General features: G+C 42.3%; 3 protein-coding genes. All 3 read right to left on the bottom strand.

Translation table 11 applies throughout. The features are described from left to right. Positions 1–4 precede the first annotated feature (4 nt). Positions 5–1,891, bottom strand: a complete 1,887-nt coding sequence (locus ACFVSH_RS24015) for a sigma-54-dependent Fis family transcriptional regulator (protein ID WP_387598566.1) — start codon at positions 1,889–1,891, stop codon at positions 5–7. 212 nt (positions 1,892–2,103) lie between these two features. Continuing rightward, positions 2,104–2,880: an acetoin reductase gene (locus tag ACFVSH_RS24010; RefSeq protein WP_387598563.1), complete on the bottom strand. Its 777-nt coding sequence runs from the start codon at positions 2,878–2,880 to the stop codon at positions 2,104–2,106. Positions 2,881–2,902: 22 nt separating this feature from the next. Further along, positions 2,903–3,730: dihydrolipoyl dehydrogenase family protein (locus ACFVSH_RS24005; RefSeq protein ID WP_387708237.1), on the bottom strand; the 828-nt coding region annotated here is incomplete at its 5' end.

Genomic DNA, 3,730 nt, shown 5'->3' with positions numbered 1-3,730 from the left:
CTGTCTATATACCATACTTATGGAGCCGCTTATAAAATGTACTTCTTGGTATATCCATCAACTTTGCTGCAGCCGTTACATTCCCTTTTGATTTTTGTAATGCCTCTAGCATTAAATCCCGTTGAATTTTTTCACGGATCGTCAGTTCATTTCCCTTATTGCCTTTTTTACCAGGTTCCTCCCATGAAGGGAAATCATCTTGCCGGGTAATGGGCAGTGAATGCATGGAATTCAGCACTTCAACATAATCCAGAGGTCCTTCTGCAAGTAAGATGGTCAATCGCTGAAGTACATTCTGCAGTTCTCTAATATTGCCTGGCCAATTGTAATCCTTTAAACGATTCAATAATTCTTCCGTTAATGGAATATTCCAATTATTCTTCGAGCACAAGTAGTTAACTAGATAAGGAATGTCTTCAATCCTTTCCCTCAAGGGCGGTACATGAATGGGGTAAACGTTCAACCGATAGTATAAATCCTTCCGAAAGGAACCTTCATTGACAAGCTCTTCAAGATTACGGTGTGTTGCAGTGATAATGCGAATATCCAATGAAATGCTTTTTGTGCCACCGATTGGAACGATTTTTCTTTCCTGGAGTACACGCAGTAAGGCGACTTGCATCGCTGAAGGGATTTCACCGATTTCATCGAGAAAAATGGTCCCTCCATTTGCTTGCTCGAATTTCCCTTTGTGCCCTTGCCGTTTAGCCCCAGTAAAAGCACCATCGACATACCCGAATAATTCACTCTCCATTAAATCTTTAGGTATGGCCCCGCAATTTATCGTGACGAACGGTCCTTTTTTACGAAACCCATTTTCATGAATGGCCATGGCAATTAGCTCTTTCCCGACCCCTGTTTCACCAGAAATATACACATTTGCTTCTGTCGGGGCAACAAGCTTAACTTTGTGTAATGTATTATGAAAGGCTTCGCTAATCCCGCTTTCCCCTTTGAAGGCGAACCTTTCTGCAGGCAATGAAACAGGGAAAAGCCGATTGGTTTCATGACCATGATTCTCGGATAAGAATAAACACTTACCTGAAACTCTATTATCCTCTTTGGATAGAAGCGGATTTTCCTTTACGATTCGATATCCATGATTTAATAGATCGGCCAATGCCATACCAATGGATTGAGGAATTTTTTTACGAATCTGTTTACTGGCGGAGATTATCATTTCTTTATGGTTACAGACGATAAAAGGCAAATCCGGGTAGGTCTCTGAAAGTTCTATCGAGTGCTGGGTCAGTGCCAGCTCCTTTTTATAGGAACGCATTCCCATTTCCTGTTCGATTGTATACGCCAAACTGGCTACCATACCCAGCATGGAGGGATGGAAATAATCTACTGGACATGATATATCCAAAACTCCCAATATCTTACCGTCTTCATTTAAAATGGGCATGGCAGAACAACTCCATTTGTGTGAGGCAATTGAATAGTGCTCGGTACCTTGGATCATTACGGCTTCACCCGTTTTCAAGGCTGTTCCAATCGCGTTCGTTCCGACCTCCCCCTCCGTCCAGCATACGCCCTCCACAAAATTTATTTTGCCCGCCTCCTCGAGGATTTTCTCGCTTCCGGAAAGTGACAGGACATATCCATCCGGATCGACCAATAAAGCCATCATTCCAGATTCTTTTATCGATTGATTCATCCTAGTTAATTGGGGTGATGCCACCTCTAATAGGAAGGAGTTCTTTTCTCTTTGAATGTCCAATAATTCATTCGTCAAAATGTGTTTGCCTTTATTAAGGTATGGATTGACCTGTTCTTTTTTGCAGCGATGCCAGGATTCCATTATTCGCTTGTTCAGACGATTTGAATCGAGAACCCCTTCACTTACAAAGCGTTCCCATGTGCGTAGATAACAACTAGTGGATAGCATAAAATCCTCCTCTAATCATTTGGTTTAAACCTGCATTTGACCAGTCAATCTAGAGGAAAAATACCATTGAGTATAAAATAGGATGTTAATCGAGGTCCATTTAATTATAGTAGATTATGTATCCGCTTACAATATATAGATTTAGTTTACACAAAAAGCATCATGTGATCATTCACACGATGCTTCTCCATCTAAAATATAATGAGTTAGTTTTATGAAAATATAACCCCGCCATCAATCATGATGGATTGCCCTGTCATATAATCCGAATCCGGTGAAGCAAGGTAAGATACGAATTTCGCAACATCTTCTGGCGTTTCGGAGCGTCCTAAGGTTATGGAATCTGTAAACTTTTTAAATGTTTCACCTTTAGCAAGATTCATATATTGACCCATTTTTTCATCGATTAAATCCCACATTTGCGTCCCGACAATTCCTGGACAGTATGCATTCACCGTAATGCCAAACTGGGCCAATTCCTGTGCTGCCGCTTGTGTAATGCCTCTTACGGCAAATTTTGTGGCCGAGTATGTACCTAGTAAACTAAAGCCTTTGTAACTGGCGATGCTGGCAGCACTTATAATTTTCCCGCCTTCCTGCTTTTTCATTTGTTCAGCAGCAGCTTGGAGGCAAAAGAGGACACCATTTACATTTATATTGAAAATCTGTTCCAGATCCTCTTGAGTTACTTCCAATAGAGGCTTTATTTGAGCAATACCTGCATTTGAAACCATAACGTCCAGTTGTCCAAAACGTTCCACAACTTGTTTCACCATTTCGAATACTTCCCGTCTATTGCTTACATCCGCTTTAACGGCAAAGCTTTCACGCCCAATTTCCCTGATCTCATTCACGACTGATTCAGCCGTATCCAGATTGACATCATTAATGACCACATTCAATCCATCTTGAGCTAATCTTAATGCAATGGCACGTCCGATACCGCGTCCTGCACCAGTGACTACCGCCGTACGTTGACCGCTAGCCATATAAAAATCCCCCTTCTGGTTTTTACGAATGCACAGCTTGACCTTCAACGTTCAAAAAAGCTTCATGAATGGATTCCGACAAGGTTGGATGTGCCGCTACAAAATCACCCATCATATCTGCCGTTATTTCTGCATGCAGCATGAGCGTACCTTGGCCAATCAATTCTGTCGCATGCTGACCAACAATGGTAAAACCTAGAATTTCATTATATTGTGGGTTCACTAGGACTTTGACCTTTCCTACCGGTTCATTGGAAAGGATCGCTTTCCCATTTGCCGAAAAAGCGAATTCACCAACTTTAATTTCCCCATATTTTTTACGCGCTTCTTTTTCGGTCAAGCCTACACTGGCAATCTCCGGGGAGGTATAAATGCAGCGAGGGATTGCCCGGTAATTCACTTGTGCAAATTGACCACAGGCATTCAGAGCCGCAACTCGCCCTTCATGAAAAGCAACATGGGCAAGTTGTATGCCCCCTATCACATCACCGCAGGCATAAATCGATGGATTGCTTGTTTGCATTCGATCATCCACGGAGATGCCAAGTCGGGAAAAATCAATATCATTTCCCTCTAAGCCCATTTCGTTCACTCTTGGTTTTCTCCCTATTGATACAAGTACGTAATCTGCATGAAGTTCTTCCGATTCGCCATTGCTTTTCTCCAAAAATACCGTCTTACTGGTTGCATTGATGTTTTTGACAGATGTGGAGGTATGGACCGTTACGCCTTGTTTTTTCAATTCTCCATGCAGGATGCTCGTAATATCATCGTCTTCCCCCGGAAGCAGCTTTGCCCCCCTTTCGATAACGGTAACCTTGGTGCCCATCCTGCTATAAATACTGGCAAA

It is taken from the genome of Peribacillus sp. NPDC058002 (genome assembly GCF_042886655.1).
GTDB classification, from domain to species: domain Bacteria; phylum Bacillota; class Bacilli; order Bacillales; family DSM-1321; genus Peribacillus; species Peribacillus aracenensis.
Note: the sequence above shows the minus strand (reverse complement) of the source record. Positions and strands in the feature narration are given on the sequence as shown.